This window comes from Candidatus Baltobacteraceae bacterium (assembly GCA_036559195.1).
In the GTDB taxonomy this organism is placed as follows: domain Bacteria; phylum Vulcanimicrobiota; class Vulcanimicrobiia; order Vulcanimicrobiales; family Vulcanimicrobiaceae; genus JALYTZ01.
Window position 1 is genome coordinate 1 of sequence record DATBTN010000018.1, and the last position, 17298, is coordinate 17298.

The following is a 17298-nucleotide window of genomic DNA, read 5'->3' on the forward strand; positions in this document are numbered from 1 at the left end:
GTCGCCGATCTGCGCGGCCGCGCCGCCGACGATCGGCTTCGCGCCTTCGGCTACGCCGATCTCGCAGTACGTGCGAATCTTCTCGAGTTGCTCGGGCATGGTGATCGCGCCGATCTGCGTCTGCGGATCCTCCGGATTTCCCACGCGCAGTTTCTTAGCTTTAGCCGCGAACTGCTCGACGAACTCGTCGTAGATGCGCTCGTGAACGAGCACGCGCGAACGCGCTTCGCAGGTTTGTCCGGCGTTGTAAAAAATGCCGTAGAGCGCACCGTCGACGGCCTGCGCGAGGTCGGCGTCGTCGAACACGAGCGACGGCGATTTTCCGCCGAGTTCGAGGGTGACGCGTTTGAGCGTCGCGGCCGCAGTCGCGGCGACGCGCTTGCCGGTCGCCGTGCTGCCGGTAAATGCGATCTTGTCGATGCCGGGATGTTCGACGAGCGCTTGCCCGAGATCGGGGCCGGGGCCGGTGACGATGTTGAGCACGCCTTCGGGCAGTCCCGCTTCGAGCGCGATCTTGCCGAGTTCGATCGCGGTCAACGGCGTCGACGGCGCCGGTTTGAGAACGATCGTGCATCCGGCGGCGAGCGCCGGCGCAACCTTCCACGATGCCAGCAGCAGCGGAAAATTCCACGGGATAATCGCGCCGACCACGCCCACCGGTTCGCGCATCGTGTACGCGAGATAGTTGGCCATCGGTGCCGGGAGCGTATCGCCGTAATTCTTGGTTGCGGCGCCGGCGTAGAATTCAAAGCAATCGACGATCGCGCCAAGCTCACCCTTGGCCGTCGAAATCGCTTTACCGTTGTCGCGCACCTCGGTCAGCACGAGATCGTTCGCACGCTCCGCGATAAGCTGTGCCATCTTGTAGATGATCTTGCCGCGCCGGGAAGCCGGCATCGTCGCCCACTTGCCGGTCTCGAACGCGGCTCGCGCCGCCGTCACCGCCCGATCGACGTCGGCGGTGCCGGCGCTCGCAACGTCGGCCAGCGCCGCGCCCGTCGCCGGGTTGCTATCGCTATAGGTCGCGCCGCCGGTCGCGTCGGTCCACTCTTTGCCGATGAGCAGTTGGGTCACGTTAGATCCTTTCGAAGATGGTCGTAATGCCTTGACCGACGCCGATGCACATCGTGGCAACGCCGTATCGCCCGCCCCGCCGCCGCAACTCGTGCAGGAGCGTGGTAGCGATGCGCGCGCCGCTCGCGCCGAGCGGATGTCCCAGTGCGATCGCGCCGCCGTTCACGTTCGCTTTGGCCGGATCGATCTCCAGGTCGCGCAGACATGCGAGCGACTGCGCGGCGAAGGCTTCGTTGAGCTCGACGAGATCGATCTGTTCCATGCGCAATCCGGCGCGCTCGAGGGCTTTGCGCGTAGCGGGAATCGGACCGAGCCCCATGATCTCCGGCGCGACGCCGGCAACGCCCGACGCGACCACGCGCGCGAGCGGCCGCAGCCCCATCTTGGTCGCCGCCGTCGCTTCGCAGAGCAAGAGCGCCGACGCACCGTCGTTGATTCCCGACGAGTTGCCGGCGGTCACGGTGCCCCCCGCCTTGAACGCCGGCTTGAGCTTCGCGAGCGATTCGAGCGTGCTCTCCGGCCGCGGATGTTCGTCGAGCAGCACGTCTCCGACGGGGATCACTTCGTCGCGGAAGGCACCGCGTTGCATGGCGGCGCCGCAGCGCCGCTGCGATTCGTAGGCAAAGCGATCTTGCTCCTCGCGCGTAATCGCATAGCGCTCGGCGACCTTTTCAGCGGTCGCTCCGAGCGAGATCGTCCACGCGTCGGACATCAGCGGGTTAACCATGCGCCAGCCGATCGTGGTATCGAAAAGTTGCGGCGCGCGCGCGAACGGTTTCTCGGCTTTCATTTGCACGAACGGCGCGCGCGTCATCGATTCCACTCCCCCGGCGATCATGACGTCACCGTCGCCCCATGCGATCGCGTGCGCGGCGGAGTTGATCGCCTGCAGGCTGCTTCCGCAGAGCCGGTTGAGCGTTGCGCCCGGGACCTCGACCGGCAGCCCTGCCAAAAGGGCGGCCATCCGCGCCACGTTGCGATTGTCTTCGCCGCTTTGATTTGCGGCACCGAAGAGCACGTCGTCGATCTGCGCGGTCTCGATGCCCGTCCGTTCGATCAACGCGCGAATCGCACACGCCGCAAGATCGTCGGGCCGAACGGCGCTCAACGCGCCGCCGTACCGGCCGATCGGGGTGCGCACCGCATCGACGACCCACACGTCGCGCGCGCTCACGGCTGCACTTCTTCCATTTCGGCATCTTCGGTTTCCGCGTCCAACACCCAAATCGCGCGATGCGGCGCGAAGGCGTCTCCCTCGGCCTTGGCCAGCCGGTGCAAGATACGCGCGACGCGTTTGCCGCCGATCTCGCGGCCCCACGCGATCGGGCCGATCGGGTAGTTCGTACCTTGGCGCATTGCGATGTCGATGTCGTCGGCGCTGGCGACGTCTTCCTGCACCGCATAGATCGCCTCGTTGATAATCGAGCCGACCGTTCGGCCCAAAAATAACGCGGGCGTGTCTTCTACGAGGACGACGTCTTTGCCGATCGATTCGAACAGTTCTTGTGCGAGTTCGAGCGCGTCGTCGCCGGTCTTCTCCGCATCGACGATCTCGATAACGCGCTGCGCCGCGAGCGTGCCGAGTACGCCGTACCCCACGATTCGTTCGGGATGCTTGAGGCGCCCCGTCAACGCTTCGATATCGGTCGCATAGGCGTCGACGAAGATCACGGCTTCGGGCGGCAGAATCGTATCGAGTTGACGAATCACTTCGCTGCGGTCGCTCACGCCGTCACCCGCGTCCACCACGATCGTGGTGTCCATGCCGATCTCGTCGACGAATTCGTCGTTTTCGATCGAGCTCACCGTCGCGTAGCGCTGCGCGAGCAACTCCTCAAATTCGCGAGCGACGCTGCCGAACCCGAGAACGACGACGCGTTCGTCTTCGTCGAGGCTATCCGCCGGCGCGACCGGCTCGTCATCGTGCTTGATCGCGCCGTTTGCATAATCGAAGAACCCGCTGCCCGACTTGCGGCCGAGGCGGCCTGCCCCAACCATCTCGGCTTGAAGCGCGAGCGGTTCGAGCCGGCGCGCTCCCGTGCGCGCGTAGATCGATTCCGAGGTTGCGAAATTAATATCGAGACCGATGAAGTCCATCAGCTCGAACGGCCCCATGCGAAAGCCCGCTCCGCGGGCCAAGCGATCGAGATCTTCGGGCGGCGCGACGCCCGCAACGTACGCGCGCATCGCTTGCAAATAGAACGGGCGCGCGACCCGATTGACGATGAATCCAGGCGTATCGGCCGCCAGCACCGCGGTCTTTGCAAAACGCTCGACATACGCGCGAGCGTGCGCGAGGGCCTCGTCGCTCGTCTGCTCGCCGTGCACGATCTCTACGAGCTTCATCGCCGCGGGCGGATTGAAGAAGTGCAAACCGAGGATGCGTTCGGGGTGATGCAGGCCGGCGGCGATCGCGTCGATCGAAAGCGACGATGTGTTGCTCGCGAGTATCGCGCTGGAATCGAGAACGGATTCGAGCGCGCGGAAGACGTCGAGTTTGAGTTCGAGCCGCTCGGGAACCGCCTCGATCGCGAGCCCGGCGTCGCTCGAATCCGGCAGGCGCTCGCGCAACGTTACCGCGCCGGCAGCCTCCGGTACTTTCGCTCGTTCGGCTTCCTTGCGTATCCGCTCGACCGCGCGAGCGCGCGTCGGCGCGTCCGGATCGACGAGATCCACGGCATAGCCCGCGCGGGCCGCGACGAATGCGATACCGGCGCCCATGGTCCCGGCGCCGACGACGATAATCTTATCCACGCACCTACAGTTCTCGCGGGGGCGCGAAAACACTACCCGTTGAAGCCCTGCCTCCACATGAAGAAGCCCGCTTGGCGAGTCACCGCCTCCGCCTACGCGATCGACACCCCGTACTTGCGGCTGCGGAAAGACACGATCGAACTCCCCGACGGTACCGTGATCGACGACTATTTCGTGCGCGAGAGTCGCGGGTTCGTCATCGTCTTCGCGCTCACGGCGGGCGGCGAGGTCGTGCTCGTACGCCAGTACAAGCACGGCATCGGCAGGGTCGTACTGGAACTTCCGGCCGGTGCGATCGACGATGGCGAAACGCCGGCCGAAACGGCCGCGCGCGAACTGGCCGAAGAGACCGGCTTCACGGCTGCGTCGTTGGAGTCGTTCGGCAGCTTCGTCGTCGAGCCGACGAACTCGGACGTGCTGGCGCATCTGTTCTTGGCACGGGATGCCAAACGGACCGGCGCGCAGCGCCTCGACGTGACCGAGGACATCGACGTCGAGCTGGTCGAGCTCGATCGGCTTCGCTCGATGCTTCACGACGGCAGCATCGACTGCATTCCGCACGTGGGCGCGATATATATAGCGCTCGATCGCCTGCAGGGAGAGCGGGCTTCGCCTTAAGGGCCGGTTTCTTGGTGTAGGAACCAGCGCTCGCGGCATGCTATGCTTCAGAAAACTCGGAGTTACTGTGGAGCGAGGTCTCACCATCTGATGCCCAAGCTTTTTCGGCTATTCATTTCGCTCGGCCTTATCGGCGGGCTTATTTTTGCATACGCCCCGGCGGCTCGCGCCGGAACGACCGGATTTATCTCGGGTACGGTGACCGACGACACCCATCACCCGCTCGCCGGGGTTCGCGTGAGCGCGGCCTCGCCGTCGGCCTCGGGTTCGGCCACAACCGATGCCGCGGGATTCTTCAATATCGCGAACCTCGCGCCCGACACCTACGTCGTGGCTTTTGCCAAAGAAGGCTACGAATCGTCGAGTTCGCCGGGCGTGGTCGTTTTTCAGGATCAGACCGACACCGTCAACGTTGCGCTGCGGCCGGCGCTCAAGACGATCGCAACGGTCCAAACGCGCAGTTCGCAGAGTCTCGTGCAGCCGAATCAGACCGCCGACGTCTATAACATCTCGAGCAAGCAGCTCGAATCGGCGGAGGGCGGCGACAACGTTCACAAGACGCTCTACGATTTCACCCAGTCCGTGCCGGGCGTTACGGGCGGCGGCGCGAACGCGCAGCCGCGAGTTCGCGGCGGTCTCGCCACCGACTCCAACTTTCTCTACGACGACGTCCCAATCAACGACCGTTTAACGGGCTTCTTCTCAACCGGCAATGGCTATTTCCAGACCACGACCATCTCGGCGGTCGGCGTTTCCAACGTCCAGGTCTATACCGGCGGCTTCGATTCGCGCTTCGGCGACGCATCGCAAGGCGTCTTCAACAGCGTCGTAAAGCGCGGCACGTACCCGTCGTTCGGGCTCTTTTCGATCGCCGCGCGCGGCCTGCTCGCCGGCCACTACGTCCAAGCCGAATACGGCACCGCGACCAAGAATCGTCGGTTCTCGGCCTACGTCGCGTACGATCGCGCGGATTCGCAGAACCAATTCGGCGATGGAACGTATACGTTTCCGCTCGCCACCACCACGAATCCCGGGCAAGGGCCCGGCCCGCAACGCACCCTCGACACCGTTGCGAATTTCCACTACCGGCCCGATCCGAAAAACGACGTTCAGTTCCTGATTCAAAACGGCAACGGGCTCTTTAACGGCAACTACTTGCTCGCCGGCGGCCATCCGCTCGGCGTCGCACCCTGCGCGGGCGTGCAAGGGTTCTGGGTTCCGCCCGCGCCCGCCGGACAGTCCTCGCCCTCCAACGCCGGATACAATATTACCAATCCCGGCATCTCGAGCACGGGACAAGCTTGCTCGGTCACGATCAAGGGCCAGAAGATCAACACCGGACTGCAGTACATCGCGCTCGATCCAAACCACGCGCAAGAGACTTACCACTATTCGGGCGTCGGCAAGCTGCAGCTGAACCATCTCTTCAACGACAAGCTTTCCGGCTTCTTCCGCTTGGCGGAGAATTTCAACCAGTACATCCTCAATCAACCGCTCGATAACGCCAACTTCGACAACTCGCTTTCGCCCGGGCAACCCGCGCCCGTCGGAAACTACGTGAAATATCCGTTCGCCGTGCCGACGATCCGCGATATCAACGGCGACCGTCGTCAAAACACGTATTACGCGACCGGCGAACTCGATTGGACGCCGAACGCGCGCTCGTCTTCGTATCTCGGCGCGTCGTACGAGCGCGACACGCTCTTGCAAGCGTACTACGATCGTTCGGGATCGAGCACGTATTCGAGCCCGCCGTCGGCGTTCGATAAGAACGGGAACTTTCCGAACGAATATACGCTCGCGAACTCCCCGAATTTCATCGACTCGCTCTACGTCGGCACGGTGCAGAAATTCCACAAGCTCGTTATCGAGCCGTCGCTGCGGTACGACATCGAGATCTACGACATCCCGAAGGAAGCGGGCGGCGCGTATTCCAAGCCGATCGTTAGCCCGCGTATCGCGTTCGGCTATCAGCCGTCGCCCGACCTGGTCATTCGCGGCTCGTACGGCGTGACGTCGTCGTTCGTGCCCTCTACGTACATTTACAACAACTCGATTGACGGCATTCAAGGCGCCGGGCAATATCGCAATCCTTATCTTCCCGGCGCAACGATCGATCCGGCCATCGACCACAACGTCGACCTTTCGATCGAGAAAGCGTTCCGCGACGGGCATACGTCGCTACGCGTCACACCGTGGTATCACCAATCGAACAATCGCCTCGAAGTACTTCGCAACCCGCTGCTCAATCCCGACGGAACTCTCGTGCTCGATTCCAACGGCAACCCGCGATACGCTCCGGGGAGCGTGGCGAAGTCCGGCGGCATCACCAAAGACTTCGGCGTCGAATTCGGTCTGAACCATATCGTCACCGGCGACGGCCTTTCGTGGTTCCTCGCGGCAACCTACCAGAGCTACTACTCGACCTCGCTCGGAATCAACGCCGCGGCGATCAACCCGCAGAACGCTAATAGTTACTTCCTGCAGAACGGCAACGGCCAACTCTTCCGCGTGCCCGATCAACCGCCGATCTCCGTGTCGTTCACCGGCAACTACAAGTACCAGCGCTATCACTTCTTGCCGTATTTCCTCTGGCAGTGCTGTGCGTACTACAACGTCCAGGGTCTAGGGAGCGCGTTCGCACCCGATCCGCACATTCACACGTCGCCGGGCTATTTCTACTCCAACGCCACGCTCTCGTACGATCTCGCCAAGGACGGGCCGAAGACCACCCGCCTCGGCGTGCGCGTGACCAACGTCTTCGACAATCAGAAGAACACGGTCTATCCGTCGGTGAACTCGTGCTACAACCGCCCCGCCAATCACGCGATCGGGCCGTGCGGAACTCCCGGCTCGGGTGCCGTCTATGACGGCGGCATCTTCACGTTCGCCCCAGGCGTCGTGCCGAACACGCAATACTTCTTTCCGCCCGTCTCCCGCAATCCGCAAACCTTCGAAGTCTTCCTAACGCAAGAGTTCTAACACCCCTTCGCCCTTCGACAGGCTCAGGGTGACAAAGGGATAGCCATTCGCTTGTCATCCTGAGCTTGTCGAAGGACGAGCTTGTCGAAGGATGAGCTTGTCGAAGGACGAGCTTGTAGGATGACAAGTTTTGACTCGTTGCTCGGTGTTGTTATCGACGAAGGCGCGCGCTTAATCGGGGCGGAGGATTTTGTGGAAGCGATTGCGCGGGCGGGGGCTGCCCGGACGCGCGATCGTTTTCTTAAGCGCGGCGAGGGTGCCGAATGGGAAGACGCGATCGGACCCGGCTGCGGTTACGCTTAGATCCGATCGCGTCACATCGAACGACGCAAGGGCGCGCAGGCAGGCATCGGAACAAACGTCGAGTCCCGGCGAATACGGCGTCAGCGCCGGGACGACGATTACGCGCTCTCCAAAAAGAAAGGCCGGAATGGTCGCGCCGCCGCCGAGATGCAGGCTCGGGTGCAAGTGCCCGACGATCGCGCGTACGCCCGGGGGCGCCGGCCGGTCGCCGTGCAGTAAGAGCCACCCGTCGCGCTCGACGGATTCAACCGTCTCACCGAGAACGGCGACGCCGCGCGTACGACCCTCGTGATTCCCGGCGACCAGCGTCAGCGCGCATTGCGCGCGCAGCAGATCGAGCGCCCCGCCGACGGCATGCGCGGCGCCGAGGCTCATCACGCTGCCGTGAATGATATCGCCGAGCAGCACGATCTCGCGCGCCTCCAAACGGCGCGCCGCGACGAGCAGCGCCGCTGCGATCTCGGTCGTGCTCCACGTCGGTAACGCGCCGCCGATGACGTCTTCGTATCCGAAATGCACGTCGGCGGCAACGAGCGTACGCGTACCCGGGAGCCAGAGCAGGCCCGGCGCCAGCGCGTGCGCGCCGCGAAGCAGCTCGACCATCGTTCCGGCGGCTTGCGGGCGGTTCACGCTTGATGCTCCAACTCGAAGGGCTCGCCCAGAAGTTCGAGCACGCGTTCGTGCAGCGCTTCAACCATGCTCGTGCGATCGTCGAGCACGACTGAATCGCCGAAGCTTGAGGTGATGATGCCGAATGTAAACGGCGATGCCGCCGCCGGATGCAGCACGCGCGGCTCCCCCTCGAGCGATTCGAGGTACGAACGCGTCCCCGGCGCGTCGAGCAGATCGTGCGTTACCGTGCGAAGGGTTTCGCGAAGCAGCGGAAAGTTGCGATCGGCGGCGTAGACGCGATCGAAGATTTTCTGGCTGTTCCAGGCAAGCGAACTGCGGCGCAGACGTCGGCCGCCGGCGCGGCGCAGAACGAGCAAGCCGGTGTTGGCAACGTAGCGAAAGTAATTGCGCAGCAGATGCGAACTGCGCAGCCCGGCAAGCAGATCGCGATCGAAGCCGTCGACGTGCAGCAAGCTCGCCCAGACCGCGTCGGGGAGAATCTTCCCCGGTGGGAGCGTGATCAAAAACCCATTATCGTCGGTCGTCAATTGCGTATTCGCGTCCACGTGCGCGAACACGCGCGAAGCGACCACCCGCGCGAGCGTTTCGTTTACGCGGCGGCCGGCGCAGGTATGGAAGACCGCCGTCTGGCGCCGATCCATGCGATAGAGCTCGACGATCGGCCGGCGTTCGTCGGGGACGGCCGAAATCGCGAGTTGCTGTGCGATATAGCGCACCACGTGCGCCGCTTCGGCACCGTCGAGCGCGTAACGCTCGCGCAGCCAACCCAGCGCGGCCTGCGGGCCGCCGTCGCGCAGCAATTGCGCGACTCCAACGCGTAAAGCGTTGATCTCGGCCGCCAGCGCCGGCGGCACGCCCTTCATGTGCGAACTCCATTGCGGCACGGTCGGCCGGCCGGCAAACGCTTCGACGGAGATACCGGTACTGCCGATCTCTTTGACGCGCAGCGTGCGGCCGTTGAGCACGAAAATGTCGCCTTCACGCAACTCGTTGACGAAACTCTCTTCAACGCGGCCGACATCCGATCCACCGGTCATGCGAACCATCACGTGCTGCTCGTCGGGAATCGTCCCGATGTTTTCGAAATACGCGGAGCATACTTCGCGCCCCAGGCCGTAGATCGCCTCGCCGTCGTACCCCAAACGGCGCACGTGCGCTTCGTCGGACCCGACGCCGCCGCCGGAGAGATAGCGCGCGCACGCGACCAGATCCGCCCGTTCGAGCGGCGCGTACGGCGCCGCGCGGCGCGCGATCCGCAGGGCGTCGTCGATCGCCAACCGCTTGTCGTAGCAGACCATGCCGACGAGCCATTGCGCGAGCACGTCGAGCGGCGCCGCCGGAATCGCGACCTCTTCGAGAATGCCGTCGGCGATGCAGCGCTTGGTGGCAGCCGCTTCCACGATGTCGTCGCGATCCTGGGCGATAACGGTACCGCGGGCGATCGCGTCGGGCCGATGCCCCGCACGCCCAACGCGTTGCAGCGTCGGCGTCATTCCGCGCGCGCCGCCGATGAGGAGCACGCGATCGATGTAGCCGATGTCGACGCCGAGTTCGAGACTCGAACTGCAAACGACCGTCCGCAGCGTGCCGGCGCGCAGCGCCGCTTCCACACGATGGCGCACGCTGCGCTCGAGCGCGCTGTGATGAACGCCGATGCGGCGGTCGTATTGCCGCGTGCTCTGCGACTCTTCGGCAACTTCCACGTCGCCGGGCTTCGCAAGCGCTTGCGACATCTCGTGCGCCACCCGTTCGGCCTGGCTGCGAACGTTGGTAAAGACGAGCGACGTCCGAACGCTCTCGCTCAGCGTCACCGCCTCTTGCGCGACCCGCGCGAGCGGTGCCACCGCTCCGGTGAAGGGCGCCAACACGTCGATGGCGATCGAACGCAGGCCGCGAGCGTCGACGATCTCGCACGGTCGCTCGCCCCCGGCCAGGAAGCGCGCGATGCGATCCAGCGGACTTATCGTCGCCGACAGTCCGACGCGGTTAAACGGCGCGCGAACGAGTTCTTCGAGCGCTTCGAGCCAGAGCGCGAGTTGCGAGCCGCGTTTGTTGCCCGCGAGTGCGTGCACTTCGTCGACGATCACCGTTTCGACGTCGCGCAGCGTCTTGCGATACGACTCCATCGCCAGCATGACGGCGAGCGATTCGGGCGTCGTGATCAGCACGTGCGGCGGCCGCGCGAGCATCAGCCGGCGCTCCTCTACCGGCGTGTCGCCCGTGCGCACGCCGGTGCGCGCGTGCGTTTCGCGAATCCGCCCGCGGCGCAGCCGCCCGCGCTCGGTGTTGGGGCGCTCGAGTAATCCCATCTCGCGCAGCGGACGCCGCACGTTGTGCTCTACGTCGTAGCCGAGGGCGCGCAGCGGCGAGATGTAGAGGACGTAGGTTCGCGCGAAGAGCCGATCGTCGTCGCGACGCTGTGCGAGCCGCGAGAGCGCGGGCAAAAACGCGGCGAGCGTTTTGCCCGTGCCGGTAGGGGAGCAGACCAGCACGTTCTTGCCGGCTAGGCCGAGCGGAATGGCCTCGCGCTGCGGCAACGTCGGCTCGCGCAAGTGCGTCGCGCACCACGCAGCAACGTCGGGATGCAGTCCCGCAAAGGTGGGATCCATACGAACAGGTGTTCGTATCGAAGCAATCCCGCTCCGCTTGGTCGGGCCCCCATCCAACCTGGCGGAGGGCTACGGTTTGGCGGTTTTTAGGGAATCCGTGACGAGGGCGAGGGTGATGTGGGTGTCGACGCGGTTGTCTTGGCCCATGCCCTGCGACTGGCGCGTGACCGTCTCTTCTTTTACACCGGTCGGGACCGAGAGCGGCATGTCGTAGGAAATCGTGCCGTCAGTCGTCGCGTTGAAGCCCTGGGCGCCGTCCATCTTGTCGACCTTTTGCATCGAGATCGTGACGCTCTTCGCCGGATCGCCGCCGGTCATCGTGTAGTCGGTCGTCGTCGAATAGCCGTTTCCGGAACCACCGACTTTCCAGTGGCGGTTGGCGTCGAACTGCGTCGGATCGACGAAGCCGCGACCCGCCACCTGGAGGAGAGCCGCCTCTTCCTCGTTGACCTTGCCGTTCGGATCGCAGATCAAGCGGCCGTCGCCGTAGATCGCGCAGATCGTCGGCTTCGCCGAGCGCGCATTTTGAGCGTTTTCGCTCACTTGCACGGTCAAGCTGCCATCGGTTCCGGCCTGCATCACGTCTAGCGCGATCGTGCCTTTATCCGCGGTGGTGCCGCCGTAATTGGCCAGGCCCGATCCGCCGGTTCCGTCGCCGATGCCCGAGCTATGCGCGGTGAGCGTCGATTGAATCGAGACGTCGAACTGGTAGACCAGGTGACGAATCGGCTTTTGCCCGTCGGCGGCGGCCGGCGCCACGGTCAGTACGAGCGCGACGAGCGGAACGACGGCGAAAAACTGAGGTTTCATGAGCCCGCACCCTTCCTACAAAAAAATGAAATGAAGCGGTAGAATCTCTACCGCTTCATCTTAATACGACCTAAAGAAGCGCACAACCCTTAGGCTAGAGCGTTCACGCCTTGCCCGAGGCCGATCGATCCGAAGAGCTGATTTACGAGGGTTTGGTCCAGATTCTGTACTGCTTTGAGCACCCCAACGTCGACTTGTCCGGAGACACTGGCCGACGCGAGCCCAGAGGCAATTGCTCCCACATCCATGCGAGTCTAACGTCCTTTCCTGAAACCTGTACCAACTCTATCGGTACCTCGAGTGGAAGACTTTAACGCCCCGATACCCCCGAGGACATCTGCAATGCTCTACACGTTTATCCGGCTGACGATCGCGATCACCCTAGCCATCGTGGCCTTCGTCGTTCTGGCCTTCATTCTAAAGGTCGTCGTGATCGGGGCGGTCATCGCCGCAATAGCCATCGTGGCACTCTTCGTCGCCAACCTGTTCCGGCGCCGCGCCCGCCTGCGTCTGCCTTCTTCTCGCTAGCCGGTCGCAAAATCCAGGAGCGCGCGAGTCAACCGCTCCGGCTCCTCCAGCATCGGAAGATGGCCGCTGCGCTCCATCGTTTCGAGGCGCGCGTTTGGAAAGACGCGCGTCATTTCTCGCGCTTCGTCGATCGGCACGACTGCATCGAGCGCTCCGGCGATCGCAACGACGGGCATCGTTAATTCTTGTGCGATGTCGTCGGAGGCAACGCGTTGCGCCATGCCGCGCAACATCGCCGCGAGTCCGCGCGGAGTGTTCTCGCTCGCGATGGTTCGAGCGCGTTCGAGCAAACGCGGATCCGCCGAAAGACTCTTGAGCGCGAACTCCTTGGGAAGATACGCGTCCAGAACGGCGTCGATCCGATCTTCGCGTTCGATGCGATCGGCTAACGCTTCGCGCGCGGCTGCGATGGCCGCCGTGTCGGCCGCGAGCCGGCTGCACACGAGCGCCAGCCGCGCGACGCGTTCGCCGTACATCCGGCAAAACGCCATGGCCACATAACCGCCCAGAGAATGCCCGACGAGCGTCACTCGCTCCATCTTCAACCAATCGAGCACGCCGGCAACGTCGCCCGCGAGCGACTCCATCAAGTACGGCCCGTCGCCGGCTTGCGACGCTCCCATCCCGCGTAAATCTACGCGCACGATTCGCGCGCGCGCCGCGAGCTGTGGGACTTGCGCGTCCCACAGCGCGCGCGAAAACGGGAAGCCGTGCAGCAGCACGATCGGCGCCGCATCGGCGTCCGCGCGCCCCTCAACATGTACTTCGAGTGTTACGTCATCGACCGTTACGCGCATCGGTTACTCCCGCCAACATCATCAAAACTTGCCATACAGCCCGTATTACTGTATAACATAGGCAACAACCCTGGCTGCATTGCAGCCAGAGAAAGGATGACTCCGTATATAATGGCAGTCAAACGAACGAGAAAAGCTGCGCCGAAACGCGCTGCATCAAAGAAGGCGGCACCCCGCAAGAAAACCGCCCGCAAGACCACGCGAAAGAAAACCGGAGCGCGCAAGACCACCCGCAAGACGACGCGCAAAAAGGCTACCGGACGTAAAAAGGCGACGAGCCGCAAGAAGACCGCCGGCCGTAAGAAAGCCACTCGCAAGACGACGCGCAAGAAGGCCGGTGGCCGTAAGAAAGCCGCTCGCAAGACGACGCGAAAGAAAGCGGGAGCTCGCAAAACGACCGCTCGCAAGACGACCGCTCGCAAAACCACCCGCCGCAAGACGACACGTCGGAAAAAAGCCGCAACGGCTTAGGTCCGGCGTTTTTTACGTCACGAGCGAGTCGCATTGCGGCTCGCTTTTTTTTATACGGTGCGGATGATCGGCCTGGAGAGCCAGAGCCAGCCGACGAAGAGCGCCGTAAGCGCGCCGACCAGCGAGAACGCCAGGTGCAGACCGGTCAACACCGCGATCGCGCCGAGCAAGAGCGCGCCGCCGGGTACCAGGCCGAGCGCGACCATCGTGTAAACCGAGATGGCGCGCCCGCGAACCTCATCGGGCGAGAGCGTTTGAATCAGGGTGTTGCTCGCGCCCAGAAAGGTGAGCGTCGCCGTGCCGATGACGAACAGAATCGGCAGCGCGACGTACAGCGTCGGTGCCAAGCCGAGCACCAGCACGCCGATCGCCATCGTCATTGCGGAGCCGAGCCAGATCTCGCCCCGTCGCTCGCGCGAACCCAAATACGCGGTGAGTAACGCACCGGCGAACCCGCCGATGCCGGTCGCGGCGATCGCAAAGCCGTATCCCGAGGCATTGGCGTGCAAGACGTGGAGGGTGAAGGCCGGGAGCATCGTGCTGTAGGGTCTCACCAACACGGCGGTCACGATGAAGAGCGTGATGATCCAGCGCAAAATGCCGTGGTTGAAGAGAAAGCGAAGTCCTTCGACGATTGAGGGCAGCAGCGCATCGCGAACGTTCGTGCTGGGCGGCGCCGGGCGCATGAACGCGAGCGCCGCCACGACCGCGAGCGTCGCGATCGCATTGATGTAGAACGAGCCTGCGATCCCGACGCTGCCGATCAAGAGACCGGCGAGCGCCGGCCCGATGACGGCCGGCGCGTTAAACGCGACCGAGTTCAATCCGATCGCGTTGCCGATATACTCCCGGTCGACCAGCGACGGCACCCAGCTTTGACGCGCGGGTGAGTCGAACGACATCGCCACCGAGTTGAGCGCGGTGAGAACGATGAGGCTCCAGATATTGATGCGCCCGAGTGTGGCGAGCAGCGCCAGTACCAAGGCGATAAGCGACATCGCGGTGTTCGTAATGAAGAGCACGCGCCGCCGCGGCTGCGTGTCGGCGATGACGCCGGCGATCGGGGAGACCAGCAACACCGGGACCGCACGCATCAGCCCTTGCACGCCGAGATAGAGCGCCGAAGCCTTGGCGGATCCCGCCAATTCCGCGATTGCGAAACTCGTCGCGGTCAGTTGCATCCAGGATCCGAGGTTCGATACGAGCAGTCCGATCCACAGCAGCCGAAAGTCGCGAAAGCGCAGCGAAGCGAAGATCGAGAGTTGGCGCCGCGGGACCGGCCGTTCGAGCGTCGATCGCGGCGCCCTATTCACCGCGCAGTTCCACGGCGCGCACCACCAGCGCGGCGGCACCGTCGGGGCCGAAGGTCGACGTATCCAGGGCGAGATCGTAATGGGCCGGGTTGCCCCACTCCATCTCGTAGTAGTGACGCATATACTCGCCGCGCCGGCGGTCGATGCGATCGACTTCGTCCGACGCCGTTTTCTCATCGACGTCGTGCCCGCTCATGATCTGGTGAATCCGCCAGTCGCGCGGAGCGTACACGTAGACGCGGATCACGTCCGGCCGCCTGCCCAGAATGGCGCTCCCGCCGTGCCCCACGATCACACAGTTGCCGCGCGCCGCATAGTCGCGCACGGCTTGCTGCACCTCGCGCGCGCACTCCTCATCGAAGCTCGGGCCGCCTTGCGACGCGTCGACTTCGGGCGTTCCGAGTTCCAGCACGCGTAACACGCGCTCCGCGACCGAAGCGCTGGCCGATTCGGCGGCGCTGACCGCTTCGCGCGAGATGCCCAGGCGCTTGGCGACGACGGTTGGGAGCTGTTGGTCGACGAATTTGTAGCCGAGACGCTGGGCGACGATTCGCCCGGCGCCGAGGCCGCCCGATCCGTACTGACTGGAGACGGTCACGATCACAAGCGCCATATTCCCTCCGAGGGCCGCAAAGCGCTGCTTAGAGAAGGACCGCCGGGTGCCGATCATCACGACGCGCGACCTGCGCAAGGTCTTTCGTTCCGTCAAGCGCGCGCCCGGCCCGGGCGGCGCGCTGCGAACGCTCTTTTCGCGCGAGTACGAAGAAAAGGTCGCGGTCTCGAACGTCAATATCGATCTCGAGGCCGGCGAACTCGTCGGCTACATCGGTCCCAACGGCGCCGGCAAGTCCACCACGATCAAGATGCTCACCGGCATCCTGGTACCCTCGTCGGGTTCGATCGAGGTGGCGGGGATCGTGCCGCACGAGCGCCGGCGCGAGAACGCGCGCAACATCGGGGTCGTCTTCGGACAGCGCAGCCAGCTCTACTGGGATCTGCCGCTGATCGAGTCCTTCGAGCTGCTGCGCGCGATTTACGCCATTCCGCGCGACCGCTACGCGCGCAACCTCGCGCACTTTAAGGAGATCCTCGAACTCGATCCGTTCCTGCGCACGCCGGTGCGTCAGCTCTCGCTCGGTCAACGGATGCGCGGCGACTTCGCGGCGGCCATGCTGCACGATCCGCGAATCGTCTATCTGGACGAGCCGACGATCGGACTGGACGTCGTCGCCAAAGAGGCGATCCGCGAATTCGTGCGGCGCATCAATCAGGAACGCGAAACGACGATCATCCTCACCACGCACGATCTCGCCGACGTCGAGCGGCTCTGCCGCCGGATCGTCCTGATCGACGGCGGCAAGGTGATTTACGACGGCGAAGTCGAGCGCATCAAAGAGCAGTACGGAACGCATCGCACGCTGGTCCTCACGTTCGCCGATCCCCAGACGCGCCCGCAGTTGGCGGGTGCCGAACTCGTCGAGCACGACCGTACCGTGGCGCGTTTTCGTTTCGATCGCAAAACGATGCGCCCCGACCGCTTGATTCGCGAAGCGACCGAGAACTACGACATCCGCGACGTTTCGATCGAAGAGCCCGATCTCGAATCGATCATTCGCGGTATCTATAAAACCGGCTACGATGGAGGAACGCATTCCGTATGATTATTTCGAGCGGTACGAAGAAACCGGTCATTCACGCCTCCGCCTTCGTGGCGCCGAGCGCGACGATTAGCGGGGACGTGACTATCGAAGAAGGCTGCGCCGTGCTGGCGGGTGCCGTCATTACGAGCGAGGGCGCGCCGGTCGTCGTCGGCGCGAACAGCGTGATCATGGAGAACGCCGTGCTCAAGGGCAGCGGCGGCAGTGCGAGTCAGTTTCCGCTCACGATCGGTGAGAGCTGCATCGTGGGTCCCACCGCATACTTGGTCGGCGCGACGATCGAACCGGGCTGCTTTATCGCGACCGGCGCGAAGATCTTCAACGGCGCGATCGTGGAAGAATCGGCCGGCGTCGCACTCGGCGCGATCGTGCACGTCAACACGCGCGTGGCCGCCGGCACGCGCGTACCGATGGGGCACATCGCTTTCGGCGATCCGGCCACGATTTACTCGCCCGATCGCGCCGGCGAAGTTCACGAGCGGCTAGCGTTCTTCGAAACGGTCTTCAACTTGCCCCAGAGCGACGGCGTGCGCGCGAAGGCGGCCGAAACGTACAGCAAATTCTTGCGCCGCGCGCACGCACAAGACGCGGAGATCGCGGAGCAACCCAAAAAACCGGCGCCCAAATCCGCACCCGGCCGCTCGCGCGAAGAACCGCCCCCCACGCAAGCCGTCGAAGTCGAAAAAGTCGTCGACGTCATGTTCGTCGAGCTCGAAGAAGCCCGCCTCCGACGCGAATCCGCCCTCGC

General features: G+C 64.0%; 15 protein-coding genes. 5 read left to right on the forward strand and 10 right to left on the reverse strand.

The genetic code is table 11. From position 1 onward, the window contains the following. The 3 genes from VIG32_01955 to VIG32_01965 all read right to left on the reverse strand — a co-directional run. Positions 1–1074, reverse strand: a 1074-nt coding sequence (locus VIG32_01955) for an aldehyde dehydrogenase family protein (GenBank protein HEY8296774.1), incomplete at its 3' end; no start/stop codon positions are given. 1 nt (position 1075) lies between these two features. Beyond that, positions 1076–2248 carry an acetyl-CoA C-acyltransferase gene (locus VIG32_01960; protein HEY8296775.1) on the reverse strand — a complete coding sequence of 391 codons (1173 nt, stop codon included), beginning with the start codon at positions 2246–2248 and terminating at the stop codon, positions 1076–1078. Next, complete coding sequence (locus VIG32_01965) at positions 2245–3828, reverse strand: 3-hydroxyacyl-CoA dehydrogenase NAD-binding domain-containing protein (GenBank protein ID HEY8296776.1); 1584 nt, start codon at positions 3826–3828, stop codon at positions 2245–2247. The genes VIG32_01960 and VIG32_01965 overlap by 4 nt, the downstream gene beginning before the upstream one ends. Positions 3829–3885: 57 nt before the next feature. Between VIG32_01965 and VIG32_01970 the strand changes: the two genes are divergently transcribed. After that, a complete protein-coding gene (locus tag VIG32_01970) occupies positions 3886–4446 on the forward strand; it encodes an NUDIX hydrolase (protein HEY8296777.1) in 561 nt (186 codons plus the stop codon). Between the two features lie 90 nt (positions 4447–4536). Then, complete coding sequence (locus VIG32_01975; protein HEY8296778.1) at positions 4537–7428, forward strand: TonB-dependent receptor; 2892 nt, start codon at positions 4537–4539, stop codon at positions 7426–7428. 171 nt (positions 7429–7599) lie between these two features. Here the strand turns inward: VIG32_01975 and VIG32_01980 are convergent, their stop codons facing one another. The 4 genes from VIG32_01980 to VIG32_01995 form a co-directional block, all read right to left on the reverse strand. Continuing rightward, complete coding sequence (locus tag VIG32_01980; GenBank protein HEY8296779.1) at positions 7600–8361, reverse strand: hypothetical protein; 762 nt, start codon at positions 8359–8361, stop codon at positions 7600–7602. Next, complete coding sequence (locus tag VIG32_01985; protein ID HEY8296780.1) at positions 8358–10973, reverse strand: DEAD/DEAH box helicase; 2616 nt, start codon at positions 10971–10973, stop codon at positions 8358–8360. The genes VIG32_01980 and VIG32_01985 overlap by 4 nt, the downstream gene beginning before the upstream one ends. 69 nt (positions 10974–11042) lie before the next feature. Next, positions 11043–11783, reverse strand: a complete 741-nt coding sequence (locus tag VIG32_01990; GenBank protein HEY8296781.1) for a hypothetical protein — start codon at positions 11781–11783, stop codon at positions 11043–11045. An 89-nt stretch (positions 11784–11872) separates the two neighbouring features. Further along, a complete protein-coding gene (locus VIG32_01995; protein HEY8296782.1) occupies positions 11873–12025 on the reverse strand; it encodes a hypothetical protein in 153 nt (50 codons plus the stop codon). A gap of 100 nt (positions 12026–12125) precedes the next feature. Here VIG32_01995 and VIG32_02000 point away from each other — a divergent pair, with 100 nt between their 5' ends. Continuing rightward, positions 12126–12311, forward strand: a complete 186-nt coding sequence (locus tag VIG32_02000) for a hypothetical protein (GenBank protein HEY8296783.1) — start codon at positions 12126–12128, stop codon at positions 12309–12311. Here VIG32_02000 and VIG32_02005 read toward each other — a convergent pair. From VIG32_02005 to VIG32_02015, 3 genes are all read right to left on the reverse strand, one after another. Beyond that, entirely contained in the window at positions 12308–13108 is an 801-nt protein-coding gene (locus tag VIG32_02005) for an alpha/beta hydrolase (protein HEY8296784.1), read from the reverse strand. The genes VIG32_02000 and VIG32_02005 overlap by 4 nt on opposite strands. 521 nt (positions 13109–13629) lie before the next feature. Beyond that, on the reverse strand, positions 13630–14892 hold the full coding sequence (locus VIG32_02010) for an MFS transporter (protein HEY8296785.1): 1263 nt from the start codon (positions 14890–14892) through the stop codon (positions 13630–13632). Next, on the reverse strand, positions 14885–15505 hold the full coding sequence (locus tag VIG32_02015) for a cytidylate kinase-like family protein (protein HEY8296786.1): 621 nt from the start codon (positions 15503–15505) through the stop codon (positions 14885–14887). Before VIG32_02015 ends, VIG32_02010 begins: the two co-directional genes overlap by 8 nt. Positions 15506–15551: 46 nt before the next feature. On the opposite strand from VIG32_02015, the gene VIG32_02020 reads away from it, so the two are divergent. After that, the gene (locus tag VIG32_02020; protein HEY8296787.1) at positions 15552–16553 is read left to right on the forward strand and encodes an ATP-binding cassette domain-containing protein; all 1002 of its coding nucleotides are present in this window, start codon (positions 15552–15554) and stop codon (positions 16551–16553) included. Next, on the forward strand, positions 16550–17298 hold a 749-nt coding region (locus VIG32_02025), incomplete at its 3' end, for a hypothetical protein (protein HEY8296788.1). The genes VIG32_02020 and VIG32_02025, both read left to right, overlap by 4 nt.

Excerpts from the sequence above, each read along its gene's own strand:
- VIG32_01970 (HEY8296777.1), top strand. The coding sequence starts at position 3,886 with ATGAAGAAGCCCGCTTGGCGAGTCACCGCCTCCGCCTACGCGATCGAC.
- VIG32_01975 (HEY8296778.1), top strand. The coding sequence starts at position 4,537 with ATGCCCAAGCTTTTTCGGCTATTCATTTCGCTCGGCCTTATCGGCGGG.
- VIG32_01985 (HEY8296780.1), bottom strand. The coding sequence starts at position 10,973 with ATGGATCCCACCTTTGCGGGACTGCATCCCGACGTTGCTGCGTGGTGC.
- VIG32_01990 (HEY8296781.1), bottom strand. The coding sequence starts at position 11,783 with ATGAAACCTCAGTTTTTCGCCGTCGTTCCGCTCGTCGCGCTCGTACTG.
- VIG32_02000 (HEY8296783.1), top strand. The coding sequence starts at position 12,126 with ATGCTCTACACGTTTATCCGGCTGACGATCGCGATCACCCTAGCCATC.
- VIG32_02005 (HEY8296784.1), bottom strand. The coding sequence starts at position 13,108 with ATGCGCGTAACGGTCGATGACGTAACACTCGAAGTACATGTTGAGGGG.
- VIG32_02015 (HEY8296786.1), bottom strand. The coding sequence starts at position 15,505 with ATGGCGCTTGTGATCGTGACCGTCTCCAGTCAGTACGGATCGGGCGGC.